This is a genomic window from Stappia sp. P2PMeth1 (assembly GCF_900185735.1).
Lineage (GTDB): Bacteria > Pseudomonadota > Alphaproteobacteria > Rhizobiales > Stappiaceae > Stappia.
This window is the reverse complement of the sequence record NZ_FYAW01000019.1, coordinates 496,466-511,506: the sequence shown is the minus strand read 5'-3', so window position 1 is coordinate 511,506 and position 15,041 is coordinate 496,466. Positions and strand designations below refer to the sequence as shown.

Here is a 15,041-nt window from a genome sequence, read left to right as displayed (position 1 = left end):
CCCGCAGTCGCCCGTTGCGCTTGCGCAGCTCATCTGAAGGCGGAGGTCAGGACAGGCGCCAGGATGGTGCACAGCGTGACGAAGAATGCGATCCCGAGAAAGGGCAGGATTTCACGTACCAGGGCACCGAGCTTCACATTCGCCGCGGCTGAGGCGATGAACAGTCCGGCCCCGACGGGAGGGGTCAACAGGCCGATCGACAAGGTGAGACACACCATGACGCCGAACTGGATCGGGTCGATGCCATAGACGGTGACCGCGATGGGCAACAGGATGGGCACCAGGACGATCAGCGCCGCCACACCGTCGAGGAAGAAGCCGATGATCGTCAGGAACAGGAACGTCAGCAGCAGGAAGGCGATCGGATCCGAGGTGATCCCCTGAAGCAGCAGCGCGATGGTCTGCGGCACCATGTTGAAGGTCAGGACCCATCCGAACACCTTGGCGGCGGCGATCAGGAACAGCACCATGGCGGTGTTCCCGGCCGTTCGTACCAAGGCTTGCCGGAGGCTCGCGAAGGTCAGCTTGCGAAAGTAGAGCGAGCCGACCAGCAGCGTGAAGACCACCGCGATGGCGGCGGATTCCGTCGGCGTGAACACGCCGAAGGCGATGCCCCCGACGATGATGCCGGGAATCGAGAGGGTAACGAGCAGATCGAGGACGACGCGCCCGCGCGCGGGCTCCCCGGCTTGGTTCCCGGTGGCCGTATCCGGCCTGGCCGGACTGCCACCGTCCCGGCGCGGCACGCGGATCGAGATCCACAGGCACAGCAGGAAGAACATCAGCAGGCCTGGCAGGATTCCGGCCATGAACATGTCGGCGACGGAAACCTGGGCCACCACGCCGTAGATGATGAAGATCATCGAGGGGGGAATGAGAGGGGCGATCAGACCGGCCGAGGCCGTCAAGGCGGCGGCGAAACCGCGCTTGTATCCGTCATCCTCCATCGCCGGCACCATCACGCGGCTCATCACCGCGATCTGCGCCGTCGCCGAGCCCATGATCGAAGCGAGCATCAGGTTGGCGATGAGCGAGACATAGGCCAGGGAGTTGGGCAGTCGCCGCAGCGATGTCCGGGCGGCGGAAATCAGGCGCTGCGTCAGCCCGCCCTCGTTCATCACCTCTCCCAGCAGGATGAACAGCGGAATGGCGAGCAGGTCGAAGATCTCCAGCGAGGAGAACAGCACCTGGGGCAGGGCGTTGAGCAACCGCCAATTGCCTTCGGCGGCCATGAAGATGAACGCCGAGCCGATCAGCACGAAGGCGATCGGCAGTCCGATCAGCAGGAACAGGGCAAAGGAAATCGCGGTCATCTGGCGGTGCCCCTGGCGGTGTCCAGGACGAGAATCTCGACGATGTGGGACAGGGTGTGCAGCAGCGAGAGCCCGCAGAACAGCGGGATGATGGCGAGGAACGGTCGTTTCGGCATGTTCAGCGTCAGGGCCTGCTCGAAGGCGACAGCCGGTCCGTTGAACCATTTCCAGGCCGCGTAGAGCATCCCGGCCAGCATGGCGAAGACCAGGATCTCCACGACGAGGCGGATCGCGCGGACAAACCGCGGCGGCAGCGCGTCGACCAGCGACACCCGGACCAGGTCGCCCCGGCCGATCGACGCCGCAGCCGCCAGAAAGGCCATCCAGATGAGGATGTAGACCGCCAGTTCCTCGGCGAAGAACAGCGGCGCGTTCAGGACATACCGTCCGAACACGTTGACCGACAGGATGAGCGTGAACGCCACGATCAGGACGCAGGCCGCGAAGGTTTCCACGGACTGCAGCAAAAGGCTTGTTCTTCGGAGCGTGATGGCGAAGCGATGCATCTTGCTGGCGCGGTCCTGCTCTTGGATCGGTAGGGGCTGGCCCGGCTCGGACCGCTCGATGGGCGCCTGTCTCGCGTCAGGCGCCCATGAGGCGCACGGTTACTGCGCCCGCAATCCCCGCACCTGCTCCTGGAACCGCTTGACCACGTCGATGTCGCCGAACTCCTTCTGGAAGGCGGCGTTGGCCTCGGAGAAGGTGTCTTCCAGGCCCTCTGGCTCCGACACGTCGATGGCGGCAAGCAGACGCTCGCGGTTCTGCACCTCGCGGGCGACCTGCTCCTGCTTGGCCCATTCGAGGACCTCGTCGAGGACGCGCGAAAAGGCTGCCTGGTGCTCCGCCGACAGATCTTCCCAGGCTTCCTGGCCCATCAGCACAGCCAGCGGCCACGCCATATGGTTGGTCAGGGTGAGCTGCTTGCCCACGTCCTGCAGGCTGAAGCCGGTGAGCGCGTCGAGATCGATGTCGACCCCGTCGAGCAGTCCGGACTGGAGCGACTGATAGACGTCCGTCAGGCTGACAGGGGTCGGAATCGCCCCGAGCGCCTGATACCAGATCTGCGTCGCCCGGAACGGCGTGATGCGGATCTTCTGGTTGCGCAGGTCGGCGACGGCGGTGATGGGCTGGCTGCGCATCAGGATATGCCGCTGGCCGGCAAAGACATAGCCCTTGCCGAGGATCCCCAGTTCGCCGAGGCTCTCCAGCATCTCCTTCGCGGCCTCGGTGTCCGCCGCCTGTACGGCCATCTCCACATTGTCGATCAGGAACGGGGTGAACCAGGCGTTGAACGTTGGCTGGCGGGCGGTGACGGCCGCGACCGACGGCCACGTCATGTCCAGCAGTCCGCTCTGCATCTGCTGCAGCATGTCCGCCTCGGAACCGAGCTGGCCGCTGGGGAACACGCTGACCGTGAGCTGGCCGCCGGTTTCCTCGGCGATCTTCTCGGCAAAGCGATTGGCGGCCAGGGTCACCACGTGGCTCGGCGGCGTGATCAGCCCGAGACGCAGGTCCCGCGCTTCGGCGGCGCCATTGGAAAACGAGGCTACGGCAAGGGCGATGCCCGCCAGTGCCGACGACAAGACGCGACAGTTCATGATGCTTCCCCTCTGTGTGTGGACGCGGGCCTGCCGGATCTGGCTGCAGACAGCCGCGACGCCTTTCTTTCGAAAAAGAGAGCACCTTTACAATTATCGGTCAAGACGCAAGATGATGGACTGTGATCGAAATTTTTACAATCTTACGATCTGAATTTGCCGGGCGCGGCCCCGCGAAAAGGACGCAATTCGAGGCGCGTCGCGCCGTCAACGGTTTCGGCGTGGCGGGGGTCTCAATCCGGGAGAGAGGCGTCGGCCAGGGCGCCCCCGATGGTTCTCGAGCATCGGGGGCGTGCCTGCGTCTGCTGCCGGCCGGTCGGGATGGTCAGGCGACGGCGGCGCCACTGCGGGACATGGACGCTTCGATCAGTTCCGATGTCTTGCGATAGTGCGCGGCCAGCAATCCGGCGGCCTCGTCGGCGCGCCGCGCCAGTGAGGCATCCATGATCTCGCGATGTTCCCTGGGAATGTTGCGGCTGGTGGCTGGATTCTTGCCGCTCAAGGCCGGAAGCCGGTAGCGCTGGGTTTCCGTGTAGAGCTGGTCGGCAAGGGCAATCAGCCGACGCGAGCGGCAGGAGGCGATGAGTGCGCGGTGGAAATCCTTGTGGCGGCTTTCCAGGGCAGAGATATCGTCGTCGCCGCCGTCTCCGGCGCGTTGCTCCATCCTTCGCACCTGAAGGTCGAGCGCGTGAAAGGTGGACACGACCGTGGCTTCCCAGTCGTCGTCGCCGTGCTGGATCGAACGCCTGAGAGCCTCGCACTCGATCAGGATGCGCGTTTCGGTGGCGTCCCACATCTCCTCGACCGAAACCGGGGCAACGGAAAAGCCGCGCAGTGCTGCGGTGACGACAAGGCGCTCGGTCTGGAGGCGGTTGAGCGCCTCACGCAAGGGCGAGAAACTCAGGCCGTAGCGCTGCTTGAGCAGTTCCAGGCGCAAGGGCTGGCCCGGCGAAAAGACATTTTGCACGATGTCGTCCCGCAGCCGACGATAGGCCACCTCGGCGAGTGTCTCCGCTCCGCCCTGGGCCGCCGCGGCTGCACCGCTCTTCGCTTTGGTCACATCTTCCGTGCGCACCTTGGCTGTCTCCTCATGATTTGTCCTTCTGATTTACATCAGTTCGCCGGAAATCGCAAAGGCCTATTGATTTCGAAAATCCAGCGTGTCATGTAATATCCAGCACAACAGGAGGCCCTTATGACCAAGGCAAGGGAGAACTATCGCGAGGATGTTGCCGGGCGCGCCAATGTGGAGGACACGCCCGAACTCCTGGCCTATTACAACGATCTGGAGCGTCTCGACGCCGGCGCCCTGTGGACCGTTGCCAACAAGATCGAGCCGTGGCAGCCGAAATCCGCGTCGGTTCCCGTCCTGTGGCGCTACCGCGACCTGCGTGACCATGTCCTGCGCTCCGTTGACCTGGTCACGCCCGAGAAGGCCGGCCGCCGGGTGATCTATCTGAACAATCCGGGCCGCCAGGATGTCGCCGCCGCCGTCGGCTGGCTCTATTCCGGCCTGCAGGTCATGCATCCGGGCGAGACCGCCTCGGCGCATGCGCATTCCGCCTCCGCGCTGCGTTTCATCATGGAAGGGGCGGGCGCCTACACGATCGTCGACGGTCACAAGATGACGCTTGGCGCCAACGACTTCGTGCTCACCCCCAACGGCACCTGGCACGAGCATGGCGTTGCCGAGGACGGCGCCCCCTGCATCTGGCAGGACGGGCTCGACATCCCGCTCGTCAATGCGCTGGAAGCGAATTTCTACGCCGTGCATGAGGATCTGCGGCAGGTCGTCGGCTATCCGGTCAACGATTCCACGGCGATCTGGGCCAATCCCGGCCTCCAGCCGGTCGGCACCGACTGGGGCAAGCCCTATTCGCCGCTGTTGAAGTTCGAGTGGGGCCCGACCTACGAGGCGCTGCAGCGCTATTCCAGGGTGACGGACGGATCGCCCTATGACGGCGTCCTGATGAACTATGTCAATCCGCTGACCGGCGGTCCGGTGATGCAGACCATCGGCGCCTCGATGCAGTTGCTGCGGCCGGGCGAGCGCACGAAGGCGCACCGCCACACCGGCAGCTTCATCTACCAGGTCGCCAAGGGGAAGGGCTATTCGATCATCGATGGGAAGCGTTTCGACTGGCAGGAGCGGGATATCTTCTGCGTTCCGTCCTGGGCCTGGCATGAGCATGGCAACGCCTCGGAGAGCGAGGACGCCTGCCTCTTCACCTTCAACGACCTGCCGGTGATGCAGTCGCTCGGCCTCTATCGCGAAGAGGCCTTTGGCGACAATGACGGCCAGCAGCCGCTTGTAGCCTGAGGAGCGCCGATCCCATGCGTCTTGTCACGTATCGCAGCAGCATCGAGGCGGAGGCCCGCCTCGGTGTCCTTGACGGAGATCTGGTGATCGATGTCGAGAGGATCGGCCTGCGGGCCGGTTTGCCTCTGCCGTCGAAAATGCTCGACTTCATCGACCTTGGCCCGGTGGCGGTTTCGGACCTGCGGTCAATCATCGAGGACAGCCGGACAGGGTTCCGAACCGGCGTCACGCTGCCGCTGGGCAATGTCAGGCTGCTGGCGCCGATCCCGCGACCCCGCAAGAACGTCTTCGGAATCGGGCTCAACTATGTCGAGCATGTCGCCGAATCGGCGCGCACGCTCGACACCTCGAAGGACCTGCCGAAGCAGCCGATCCTCTTCTCCAAGCCGCCGACGACGGTTATCGGGCCCGGTGAGGCGGTGCAGCACGACGCAAGGATCACCCAGCAACTGGACTGGGAGGTGGAACTGGCGGTGGTGATGGGGCGGACGGCCAGCCGTGTGTCCGAGGACGAAGCGCTCGCCCATGTCTTCGGCTACAGCGTGATGATCGACATCAGTGCTCGCGACAATCGCCGGGCAGGCCAATGGATCTATTCCAAGGGCCAGGACACGTATGCCCCCTTCGGCCCGTGCATCGTCACGGCCGACGAGATCGGCGATCCTCACGCGCTGGACCTTTGGCTGACGGTCAACGGCGAGACGAAGCAGAAGTCCAACACGCGCCACATGCTGTTCAAGGTGCCGGCATTGATCGCCGACATCAGCGCGGCGATTGCGCTGGAACCCGGCGACATCATCGCGTCGGGAACGCCGGATGGCGTGGGCGCCGGTCGGGATCCGCAGGAATGGCTATGGCCCGGCGATGTCATCGAGGCCGGCGTCGAGGGTATCGGCACGCTGCGCCACCCGGTCGTCGCGATCTGATCCGAACAGGACGGGCAAGTCGTCAAAACGGTACGGCTTGCCGCCGCGGGCCGCGCTTCCATGGTCCGTGACACGTCAATGCCGGCGGGGTGTCGTCGACGACGGCGTCCTGTCGGCGGCAAGTGCGCGCGGCCCCGCTAGACCCGTCGCGGCCTGACGCGACCCCATCTCACCCGGAGGGAGTGGCATGCTCGATCTGCCCAAATTCAAGGCTGCCGCAGTCCAGGCGGCTCCCGTCTTCCTCGATACCGAAGCGACCGTGGCGAAGGTCTGCGGCCTGATCCGGGAGGCGGCCGAGGCCGGCGCCCGGCTCGTCGCCTTCCCCGAGGTCTTCATCGCCGGCTATCCCTACTGGAACTGGATCATGAACCCGGTGGAGGGAAGCCCCTGGTTCGAGCGGCTGGTACGCTCGGCCATCGAGATCCCGGGGCCGGAAATCGCCGAGATCGCGCAAGCGGCCGCCCGCCACCGGATCAATGTGGTGGTCGGCGCGAACGAGCGCAGCCGGCACGGCATCGGCACGATCTACAATACCCTCGTCACCATTTCGGACGAAGGCCAAGTGCTCGGGCGCCATCGCAAGCTGGTGCCGACATGGGCCGAGAAGCTGACATGGGCGCCGGGCGATGCGTCGGCCCTGCGCGTGCATGACACCAGCATCGGCCCGCTCGGTTGCCTTGCGTGCGGCGAGAATACCAACACGCTGGCGCGGTTCGCGCTGCTTGCCCAGGGCGAACTGGTGCATGTCGCCAACTACATCTCCCTGCCGGTTGCGCCGCCCGACTATGACATGGCTGAGGCCATCAAGGTGCGAGCGGCCGCGCACAGCTTCGAGGGCAAGGTGTTCACCGTTGTCTCGTGCTCGACCGTCTCGCAGGAGATCATCGACGCGATGGCGGCCTCGCATCCGCAGGCGCGCGATCTGCTTGTGCGGAAGAACAGCGCCTTTTCCGGTGTGCTGGGGCCGGATGGCCGGGTGGTCGGCGAGCCGCTGATCGACGAGGAAGGCATCGTCTATGCCGAGATCGACCTGTCCCGCTGCATCCAGCCCCGGCAGATGCACGACATCACCGGCCACTACAACCGGTTCGACATTTTCGACCTGCGGGTGAATCGGCGGCCGCTCCAGCCGGCGCGCTTCGACGACTTTGCAGCGGGTGCCGCCGAGGCATCCTTCGCGGATCCCGCCACAGATACAGGACCGGAGACCGAGAAATGAGTGCCAACCGGATCGTGCGTGTGGGACAGATCGTCCCCTCCTCGAACACGACGATGGAAACCGAGATCCCGGCCGTATTGCGCGCCCGCGAGGCAAGCCACCCCGAGCGGTTCACCTTTCATTCGAGCCGCATGCGCATGAAGAAGGTGACCAAGGAAGAGCTTGCGGCGATGGACGGCGACAGCGAACGCTGTGCGCTGGAGCTGTCGGACGCGCGCGTCGACGTCCTTGGCTATGCCTGTCTTGTCGCCATCATGAGCATGGGGTTGGGCTATCACCGGGTCTCGGAGGAGCGGCTGCACCGCCGGACCGAGGAGAACGGCGCGCCGGCGCCCGTCGTCACCAGCGCCGGTGCCCTGGTCGACGGGCTGCATGCCATCGGCGCGAAGAAGGTCTCGATCCTGGCGCCCTATATGAAGCCTCTGACCAAGCTGGTCATCGACTATATCGAGAATGAGGGGATCGAGGTCGTCGACAGCATCTCGCTGGAGATCCCGGACAATCTCGAGGTCGGGCGGCAGGACCCGCTGGCGCCGGTGGAGATCACCAAGCGACTGAAAACCGACAGCGTCGATGCCGTCATTGCGTCGGCCTGCGTGCAGATGCCGTCGCTGGCTGCGATCCAGATCATCGAGGATCGCGTCGGCATGCCGGTCATCTCCTCGTCGGTGGCGACCACCTACATGATGCTGAAGCGGCTCGGCCTGAGCACCCGGGTCCCCGGTTATGGCGCGCTGCTGTCGGGGGCCTACTGAGTGACACGTCTGACACAACTGTCCCTCCCAACGAGAGGGCGGGAAAGTCGGCAACTCGCAAAACGGCTCGGATGCAATGCCGCGCGTGTCTGCGTTCAGGAGAAACCCTCAGGGAGGGCGTCGGTCGGTCCGCGTCACGGCGATGGCTTGGCAGCCTTGCGATCGACCGCTTCAAGCAGGGCATCGGCGCCGTTGCGTAGCAGAGCCTCCTCAAGTGTCTTCTCATAGTCCGCCCGAGCGGCCTTGAGACGATCGGCGCCTGGCTTGGTGAGGACTGCGTAGACGCCTCGCTTGTCGTCCGGACACAGATCCCGCACAGCCAAGTCAGCACGGCTCAAGCGTTCGAGCATGCGAGAAACCGAGCTTTGATTGAGGCCCAAATGCGCGGCCAATTCCTGCATCCGGAGCTCGCTGTTCGCGGCTTTCGACAGAGCATCCAGTGCTCGGAACTCGGACAATCCGAGACTGTGCTTTGCCTGCAGGACTCTGCTCAGGTCTGCCTCGACGCTGTCCACGATATCGAGCAACTTGTGCCAGGAGATGGATTTCGAATGGGGCATCTCTGCATCTGCATCCTTGGACGGCGAACAGGCGGGCACCTACATGTATGGCCATGCAGATGCCCGCGCAAGGCTCACCTATCTGCCGGCCGCTCGGCGGGAGCCGCGCTGATAGGCCTCGAACGGCGCCAGCCTGTCAGGTACCGCCAGTTCGCGGGCACGAGGTGACGCCCACGTTCGAGGATCGGTTTCCAGCAGACGGTATGATCCACGGTAGTCAAACCCATGGTCAGCCGCCGCGTGTCTGTCGACAGCGTAGTAAATATGCGAGATCCCGGCATAGAGGGCACTGAGATAGCACATAGCGCATGGTTCTCCGGAAGCCAAAAGCGTGGCGCCCTGCAGATGCGGCGTTCTTCCAGATCGGCAGGCATTGCGGATAGCCTCGACTTCAGCGTGGGCTGTTGGATCGTGACACTCGATGACGCGATTGACGCCACGACCGAGTATCTCGCCAGTCTCGCCGACAATCAGGGCGGTGAACGGGATGCCGCCGCTGGCTACGTGCTTGAGGGAGAAAGCCACTGTTTCGGCCATCAGCGGAAGCATGCGAGCGGAGGGGGGCTGGACCATATCGATGTTCTCCTGCCGTTCACGAGCCTGGAGCTTGAAGTTTGGGACTGTCGGCCAGCTTCAACCAAACGACCCCTGCGATGATGACCGCGAGCCAGAGGCCCTGAAACCAAGTGAGAGTCTGGTCGAACACGACGCTGCCGAAGAGGACGGCGCCAATCGAGCCGATCCCTGCCCAGACGGCATAGCCAATGCCCACATCGATCTCTCGCAGGGCCGCACTCAAAAAATACAGGGTAAGAAGAAAGAACACGATGGCGGCCGCGGACCAGCCCAGCCTCGTGAAAGCTGCACTGCCTCCGACGCTTATCGCATAGCCGACCTCGAACAGGCTGGCCAGGAGCAGCATCACCCAGGCGCTTGTGGATTTGCGGGCTTCTTGGACGATTGTCATAGCGTTTGGTTTCCTTTGTGAAGCAAGCCGGTTTCGTTGTTTCAGGTGCAGCGCCTACGCTGCGCCGCTCAAGCGCAGGCCAACAACCCCGCCGATGACCAGCGCGATGCCGAGAGCTTTTTTCCAGCTCAGGGTTTGGCCGAAGAACAACGCGCCCAGAACGACGATCCCGACGCCCGAGATTGAGGTCCACATGGCGTAGCCCACGCCGACGTCGAATGTCAGAAGCGCAAGACTGAGAAAGAGGGTCGCCAAAGCACCGCTCGCAAGCGTAGCTGCGGTCCAGCCGGGGTGGGTGAAGCCTTTCGCGTTTCCGGCCGAAATTGCGACAGCGATCTCGAAAATGACGGCGATCCCGAGATACAACCAGGGCATGCTTACTCTCCAATGCTGATGAGGGGATGGGACTGTTTGGGGCCGGCGGCGGCTTCGAACTGATCGAGCGCCGCCTCAAGTTGCGCCATGGGCGGAGTCCCTCGGAAGATCTGATCGCCGACGACAATGGTGGGAACCGAGCGGATCCCCATGTCTTCCTTGGCATGGCGCAGCGCTTCGCGGTGACGTGCTCTGTACGTACCGTCCTTCAGCGCAAGACGAGCCGCTTCCGCGTCGATTCCGACGTCCGCAGCCAGCCCCACCAGGACTTGCGGATCACCGATATTGCGGTCTTCCTGGAAAAAGGCCTGCAGAACACGCAAGGAATAGGCGTGATCACGCCCTTGATCCTGCGCCATCGCCAGCAACTCGAATGCCTTGGCTGTCCTCGGCTGCGGGGAGATCGAGGGCAGCTCGATTGGCACCCCAAGCTGTTTAGCGAGCGGATATACCGACCGGGCCCAGATTGAAGGCAGGTAAGGGTCTTCCGGCTTCAGGGTTGGCACTGGCGCCGGCCTCAGTTCGAAGGCGCGCCAGTTCAGGCCAATGTTGCGGCCCGCTGTTGCCCGTGACACGACTTTCTCGGCCAGCAGGCAGAACGGGCACACATAGTCCGAATAGACGACAACGGATGTCATATGCACCTCACTTACCTTGCATGCACATGCATGTAGATTGGAGTGAGGTGCTCGTCAAGGTGCATGTGCATGCATGTAGATGTGTAAAGGCCGTGATTTGCTCGATTACGCCGGCGCCGTCGAGGTATCGCCCAGCGATGAGTCGCGTTCGAAACGAGGTGCGCAAATGGAAGGGCGACTCAGCCGCGGCTAGATCACGTTGGAAAAGCGGGCAGCGTGAAGCGCCCGCACTCCGGGGGCAGGGGCGCCGAGATTTGGTCACCCGGGTCTGAAGTTCGTCACCTTTGGCGGCCTGCTCTATGCGACCTCCAGATCTAAAAGGAAAACGAGTAAGTCAATGGTTCTATTGTTGTTTTGGACTTTGAAAGACGCTCTGACGGTCGCTGCCAAAGCGAGGCATGATTCAAACTCGCCACACCAGAGGTTGGGCTGTGCGAAAGCGCGCGAAGCGGCGACGGCATCTCCGGCTCCGCACCCTGGGTTGTCACGCCCGGACCTGTGGCGATCTGGGGGTGATCTGGGGTCGATCTGGGTCCGACCGGTCTCGCCTCCGATCAGGCGAGCCAGCGCGGACCTCGCCCCCGGTCAAGGGCAGAGCAGCATCACGGGCAAGGGCATGCCGGGGTGGACGGCGTCGACGTCGGGCGGGATCACGGCGATCCCCATCGCCCGGGCCATGGGCGACAAGGCGGCTGACGCGCCCGGGCCCAACCGATCGAGGATCGGGCGTCCCATCGGGTCGCGCTCGGTCCAGACGACCGGCACATATTCCCGTCGCCCTGTCGAGCGGCGATACCGGAACCCTGCGATGGCCGGCAGCCAGTTGTCCGGCTCCTCCAGCAGTCCGGCGACCCGGCGCAGGGCCGGTTGGGCGATCTGGCTGAAGGTGATCGCGGCCGCATAGGGGTTGCCGGGAAGCCCGACATACAGCGCCGCGCCCAGCCGGCCCACGGTCAGCGGCTTGCCGGGGCGGATGGCAACCTTGAGCACGTCCAGTTCCGCCGCTTCGGCGCGCAGCGCGTCGAGGATGTGATCCTCCTCGCCGGCCGACACGCCGCCGGAGGAGATCACGACGTCATGCCCCCGCGCGGCGTCGCGGATCGCGGCGCGGATACAGGCGGGATCGTCCGGCAGAATGCCGAGATCGGACAGTGCGACCCAGGATAGCCCGGCCAGGGTGGCGCGCAGAAGCACGCGGTTGGAATTGTAGATCTGTCCCGGCCCAAGCGCCCGGCCCGGCTCGGCCAGTTCGTTGCCGGTCGACAGAATGGCCACGCGCACCTTGGGCCGAACAGCGACCTCCGCCACGCCGCAGCCTGCCAGAAGGGCAAGGCGGGGCGGGCTCAGGGCTACTCCTGCGTCAAGCGCGGGCGCCCCATGTGCCATATCCTCGCCCTGGCGGCGGATGTTCTGCCCGGCCCGGGGACGCTGCGTCAGCGTCACGCTGTCGCCCACGCGCGAGACCTGTTCCTGGATCACGACGGCATCGGCTTCCAGCGGGATCGGCGCACCGGTGAAGATGCGCGCCGCCGACCCTTGCGGCAAGATCAGCCGGCGGCCGTCGCCGGCGGCAATGCGCGCGGAGACCGGCAGGTGCCAGGGACCATCGCCCGTCAGGTCGGAAAGGCGGATGGCATAGCCGTCCATGGCCGAGTTGTCGAAGGGCGGCAAGGCCGAGACGGCCAGGACCGGCGCCGCCAGCACGCGGCCTGCAGCCTCGTCGAGGTGAAGCGTTTCGGCGCCCGCCACAGGCGTTGCGACCGCAACGGCACGCAGCCGCGCAGCATCGACCGAGAGCGCCGACCCGGCCCTGCCGGCCGAACAGGAAGCTGCCGTTCCCATCTGCACCTCCTGCGCAGGGACCCGCCCCGGCGGCGGGGCGGGTCCGTTGGCTTGAATCAAAGCATGATCTCGTGAGACTTGAACGAGATGTTGCGGGTCTGCGCCGTGGCGTCCGCGATCTTGCGGATCGTGCCCCAACAGTGCTTGTAGTCCGGCAACACCAGTTCGTTGACCCCCGGATTGACCACGTTGCCCTGGCTTCCCGCCGGCGAGCCGAAGACCATCGCCACCGTGTTCCGCTTGAGCGTCGGCATCGGATAGGCCATGCCCTGCGTCACCCCGTTGTCGTTGACGATTTCCAGAAGATCGCCGGGATTAAGGCCCAAGTCCACCATGTCTTCGGGATGCATCTCGACGAAAGGATGTGGGTAGCGGTCCTGGACGAAGTCGTTCTCCTGATCGAGGAACTGGTTCTGCCAGAAGATGTTGGCGCGAACGTTGTTGATCCAGAAGCGGTGCGCGGCCTGTTCGCGCGCCTTGCCGGCCGCCTGCCAGCCGCGCCAGCCGGCGGCGCAGAACAGCGCCTTTCCGTCCTCGCGCCCGTGACGGGTGAAACGGCCATCGGTGTATAGGCGCGTGGTGCCGATCAGTTGGCCATCTTCATAGCCTATGACCGGCTCCTGCACGCCGTTGTTGCCCATGGCCCGCAGGCGCTCATAGGTCACCTCCGGATTGCCCTGGTGGTAGCCGTCCATGAAGGCGTCTTCTTCGGTTGCCCAGTCGAAACCCTTGAACTGGTCGGCATAGGCCGCGTGTCCCATCTCGCGCAGCACCCGTTCCATGGCTTGCGCGATGCCGGCGGCGATCAGGCAGTCGGGTCTCGAATTGCCGTAGGGGTCCATATATTTCTCGGACAGCCGCAGGCGCCGCTCGCCGTTCATCGAGGTGAGGTTCATCTCGTTGGCTTCGCAGGCCGGCAGGATCACATGAGCATTCTGGCCGATCTGGCTGTGGATGATGTCCACGTCCACCACGAAGAGCCCGCCGGCGTTCAGCGCCGAGACGATCGCGTCGACCACCTGTTCGCGCGTGCCTCCGGCGGCGGCGTCGATGGCATCCTTCACCATGTCGGATCGGCGCTTGTGCACCCGCTTGAATTCCGAAGCGTTCAGCGTGGTCTTGTAGTGGTCGCAGGCCCAGATGTGGTGCACCTTGCCGAGGCCGCGGATGAGGAACTGGTCGACATACTCGGCCGGGCGGCCCACATGTGCGTCGCCGGGACGGTAGTAGCCTTCCTGGTGACCGCCCAGACGGCAGACACCGCCGCCCTCGCGGCCGACATTGCCGGTTGCGAGCGCGATGTTCACCAGCGCACCGATGGTGCGATAGTTGTCGTTGCCCCAGATGATGCCCTTCTCGTAGGCCGTCACGCAATTGCGGCGGCTGCCGTCGTCATGCGGCTTGGCGATCCACTCGGCGGCCTTGGCGATGTCGGCGGCCGGAACGCCGCAGATCTCGGCGGCTTGATCGAGCGAGGTGCGACAGGTCAGCATCGCCGTTTCGAGGCTGCCGAGCGCGGCGGGGTGCGCCGGATCCTCGGGCACCGCCACCCCGTCCTGGAAGGTCGAATTGGCGATGAACTCCTTGTCGGTCCAGCCGTTGTCGACGATATGGGTCAGGATGGCGTTGAACAGCGCCATGTCCGTGCCTTCCCTGATCGCCAGGTGCAGCACGTTCTCGGGGCCTGAGAACTGCTCGGACGAGGCAATCGTCAGAGTGCGGCGCGGATCGACGACGACCATCTTCGCACCGTTCTGCAGACCCTTGACCATGTGGTTGAGGTAGAGGTTGGTCTGCGTTTCCATCGAGTTGGCACCGACGATGAAGATCGTGTCGGTCACCTGATAGTCCTCGTAGGCGTAATTCAGCTCGTCCACGCCCATGTCGCGGCTGGAATGGACCTCGGAATTGTAGGCCGGCCGGTTGTGGATGCGACAGTTCTTCACCTTCATGCTCTGGAAGTACAGCTTGCCGGTGCCCCAGGTGTTCTCGTAGCCGCCGGCACTGCCGCCGTGGTCGAACATCGAGACGACCAGATCGTCCTCGGACCCTTGCGCCACCACCCGCGCCGTGACCCGTGCCACCAGGTCGAGCGCATCGTTCCAGCTTGTCGGCTGCCAGGTGCCGTTGCGCCAGACCATCGGGTCGGACAGGCGCTGCTGCTGTGTGCCCATGACCTTCGACGGCCGGTTCTCCGCCATCCGCGCGCCGCGGATCGACCCCAGGCCCGAATTGACCACACAGCCGCTGTCGGGCTTGACCACCAGATGCACGTCGCGACCGTTCTGGCGCACCACGTTGTACATCGACGGCGCGAACCAGGCCTCGGTTTCCATGTGCTGCTGTTCGCTCAGGTCGACGCCGAACTTGTTTTCGCCAGGCGCCGTTCCGCCCTGACGGTTCATCGGCCAGGTGTAGGCCTTGTAGCCGCAGCCGACGATGCAGTAGTGGCAGGTGACGTTGAATTCCTGCGCATCTGCGGGGATGATCGGCAGGCGGTCGATCTGTCTCTTGTAAGCCATCGTTTT

The 15,041-nt window shown here is 64.5% G+C and carries 15 protein-coding genes; 4 read left to right on the top strand and 11 right to left on the bottom strand.

Annotated elements, in window-relative coordinates:
* Positions 1 to 29: 29 nt before the first annotated feature.
* The 4 genes from P2PM1_RS13350 to P2PM1_RS13335 all read right to left on the bottom strand — a co-directional run bounded on the left by P2PM1_RS13350 (position 30) and on the right by P2PM1_RS13335 (position 3,986).
* A complete protein-coding gene (locus P2PM1_RS13350) occupies positions 30 to 1,313 on the bottom strand; it encodes a TRAP transporter large permease (protein WP_186399361.1) in 1,284 nt (427 codons plus the stop codon).
* A complete protein-coding gene (locus tag P2PM1_RS13345) occupies positions 1,310 to 1,780 on the bottom strand; it encodes a TRAP transporter small permease (RefSeq protein ID WP_186399360.1) in 471 nt (156 codons plus the stop codon). Before P2PM1_RS13345 ends, P2PM1_RS13350 begins: the two co-directional genes overlap by 4 nt.
* A gap of 138 nt (positions 1,781 to 1,918) precedes the next feature.
* Positions 1,919 to 2,911, bottom strand: a complete 993-nt coding sequence (locus P2PM1_RS13340; protein WP_186399359.1) for a TRAP transporter substrate-binding protein — start codon at positions 2,909 to 2,911, stop codon at positions 1,919 to 1,921.
* Positions 2,912 to 3,236: 325 nt separating this feature from the next.
* Positions 3,237 to 3,986 (bottom strand): GntR family transcriptional regulator, encoded by a 750-nt coding sequence (locus P2PM1_RS13335; protein ID WP_244292899.1) that lies wholly within the window; start codon positions 3,984 to 3,986, stop codon positions 3,237 to 3,239.
* Positions 3,987 to 4,106: 120 nt separating this feature from the next.
* Here P2PM1_RS13335 and P2PM1_RS13330 point away from each other — a divergent pair, with 120 nt between their 5' ends.
* From P2PM1_RS13330 to P2PM1_RS13315, 4 genes are all read left to right on the top strand, one after another.
* Positions 4,107 to 5,231: a cupin domain-containing protein gene (locus tag P2PM1_RS13330; protein ID WP_186386051.1), complete on the top strand. Its 1,125-nt coding sequence runs from the start codon at positions 4,107 to 4,109 to the stop codon at positions 5,229 to 5,231.
* Positions 5,232 to 5,245: 14 nt separating this feature from the next.
* Entirely contained in the window at positions 5,246 to 6,157 is a 912-nt protein-coding gene (locus tag P2PM1_RS13325) for a fumarylacetoacetate hydrolase family protein (protein ID WP_186399358.1), read from the top strand.
* Between the two features lie 187 nt (positions 6,158 to 6,344).
* Positions 6,345 to 7,376: a carbon-nitrogen hydrolase family protein gene (locus P2PM1_RS13320; RefSeq protein WP_186399357.1), complete on the top strand. Its 1,032-nt coding sequence runs from the start codon at positions 6,345 to 6,347 to the stop codon at positions 7,374 to 7,376.
* On the top strand, positions 7,373 to 8,131 hold the full coding sequence (locus P2PM1_RS13315) for an Asp/Glu racemase (protein ID WP_305849908.1): 759 nt from the start codon (positions 7,373 to 7,375) through the stop codon (positions 8,129 to 8,131). The genes P2PM1_RS13320 and P2PM1_RS13315 overlap by 4 nt, the downstream gene beginning before the upstream one ends.
* A gap of 134 nt (positions 8,132 to 8,265) precedes the next feature.
* Here P2PM1_RS13315 and P2PM1_RS13310 read toward each other — a convergent pair whose 3' ends face one another.
* From P2PM1_RS13310 to P2PM1_RS13280, 7 genes are all read right to left on the bottom strand, one after another.
* Positions 8,266 to 8,691: a MarR family winged helix-turn-helix transcriptional regulator gene (locus tag P2PM1_RS13310; RefSeq protein ID WP_186386054.1), complete on the bottom strand. Its 426-nt coding sequence runs from the start codon at positions 8,689 to 8,691 to the stop codon at positions 8,266 to 8,268.
* A gap of 78 nt (positions 8,692 to 8,769) precedes the next feature.
* Positions 8,770 to 9,264, bottom strand: a complete 495-nt coding sequence (locus tag P2PM1_RS13305) for a nucleoside deaminase (protein ID WP_208985265.1) — start codon at positions 9,262 to 9,264, stop codon at positions 8,770 to 8,772.
* A 19-nt stretch (positions 9,265 to 9,283) separates the two neighbouring features.
* Positions 9,284 to 9,658, bottom strand: coding sequence for a multidrug efflux SMR transporter (locus P2PM1_RS13300; protein WP_186399356.1), 375 nt, complete (start codon positions 9,656 to 9,658; stop codon positions 9,284 to 9,286).
* Between the two features lie 54 nt (positions 9,659 to 9,712).
* Complete coding sequence (locus P2PM1_RS13295) at positions 9,713 to 10,033, bottom strand: multidrug efflux SMR transporter (protein WP_186386056.1); 321 nt, start codon at positions 10,031 to 10,033, stop codon at positions 9,713 to 9,715.
* 2 nt (positions 10,034 to 10,035) lie between these two features.
* Positions 10,036 to 10,671 carry a DsbA family protein gene (locus P2PM1_RS13290; protein WP_186399355.1) on the bottom strand — a complete coding sequence of 212 codons (636 nt, stop codon included), beginning with the start codon at positions 10,669 to 10,671 and terminating at the stop codon, positions 10,036 to 10,038.
* 585 nt (positions 10,672 to 11,256) lie between these two features.
* On the bottom strand, positions 11,257 to 12,513 hold the full coding sequence (glp, locus tag P2PM1_RS13285) for a gephyrin-like molybdotransferase Glp (protein WP_186399354.1): 1,257 nt from the start codon (positions 12,511 to 12,513) through the stop codon (positions 11,257 to 11,259).
* 56 nt (positions 12,514 to 12,569) lie between these two features.
* Positions 12,570 to 15,035, bottom strand: coding sequence for an arsenate reductase (azurin) large subunit (locus tag P2PM1_RS13280; protein ID WP_186399353.1), 2,466 nt, complete (start codon positions 15,033 to 15,035; stop codon positions 12,570 to 12,572).
* Between the last annotated feature and the right edge of the window lie 6 nt (positions 15,036 to 15,041).